Annotated in this window: 2 tRNA genes and 2 rRNA genes; all 4 read right to left on the reverse strand. The window is 44.0% G+C overall.

Features of this window, described 5'->3' with window-relative positions:
• Positions 1–652: ribosomal RNA gene (locus J3477_RS25850) — 23S ribosomal RNA — on the reverse strand; the annotation flags it as partial.
• 128 nt (positions 653–780) lie between these two features.
• Positions 781–857: transfer RNA gene (locus J3477_RS25855), tRNA-Ile, on the reverse strand.
• Positions 858–862: 5 nt separating this feature from the next.
• Positions 863–938 (reverse strand) — tRNA-Ala (locus J3477_RS25860).
• A 126-nt stretch (positions 939–1,064) separates the two neighbouring features.
• Positions 1,065–1,261: ribosomal RNA gene (locus tag J3477_RS25865) — 16S ribosomal RNA — on the reverse strand; the annotation flags it as partial.

Here is a 1,261-nt window from a genome sequence, read left to right on the forward strand (position 1 = left end):
CCTTAAGTACTTAACCTCGCTACATACCGTAACTCGTTGGCTCGTTCTACAAAAAGCACATCATCACACACATATGGTGCTATGATCGGTTGTAGGCACACGGTTTCAGGTTCTATTTCACTCCCCTCCCGGGGTTCTTTTCACCTTTCCCTCACGGTACTTCTTCACTATCGGTCATCAAGTAGTATTTAGCCTTGGGAGGTGGTCCTCCCTGCTTCCCACAAGGTTTCACGTGTCTCGTGGTACTCTGGAGCAGAACTAGCTCATTATTATTTTCACTTACAGGACTATTACCTTCTACGGTATATCTTTCCAGATATCTTCAATTAATAATAACTCTGCCTTATGTTCTGTCCGCAACCCCAAAGATAAATCTTTGGTTTGGGCTTTTCCGATTTCGCTCGCCGCTACTGACGGAATCGATTTTTCTTTCTCTTCCTCTAGGTACTTAGATGTTTCAGTTCCCTAGGTTTACCCTCCTATAGCTATGTATTCACTATAGGATACGTAGGGTTACCTACGTGAGTTTCCTCATTCGGAGATCTTTGGATCACAGGCTATTTGCGCCTACCCAAAGCTTATCGCAGCTTGTCACGTCCTTCTTCGGCTCTTGATGCCAAGGCATTCACCATGCGCCCTTTGTAGCTTGACCTATCAAATCAAATTTGAGTTACAAATTTGCTGATTTGCTAAAATACTAGCGTGCATTTTAGCAATCAATTTATTACAAAGAATAGTAAATATCTTTACTTTAACTTATATGCAATTTTCAAAGAACAATGGTGGGCTTAAATGGACTCGAACCATCGACCTCACGCTTATCAGGCGTGCGCTCTAACCAGCTGAGCTATAAGCCCACAAATGGTGGAGATAAAGAGATTCGAACTCTTGACCCCCTGCGTGCAAGGCAGGTGCTCTCCCAACTGAGCTATACCCCCATATGTGTATATATTAAATTAAGATGCCAATTACTTGGTATCTCAAAATTAAACAGAGAGAGATTCTAACCAGAATTCGTATATATTAAGCCTGAAATACATCAGTACTTAATAATTTCTCCATAGAAAGGAGGTGATCCAGCCGCAGGTTCTCCTACGGCTACCTTGTTACGACTTCACCCCAATCGCTGACCCTACCTTCGGCTGCTGCCTCCCTTACGGGTTAGCTCACAGACTTCGGGTATTGCCAACTCTCATGGTGTGACGGGCGGTGTGTACAAGGCCCGGGAACGTATTCACCGCGACATGCTGATTCGCGATTA

Source organism: Clostridium zeae, from assembly GCF_017312485.1.
Lineage (GTDB): Bacteria > Bacillota > Clostridia > Clostridiales > Clostridiaceae > Clostridium_AR > Clostridium_AR zeae.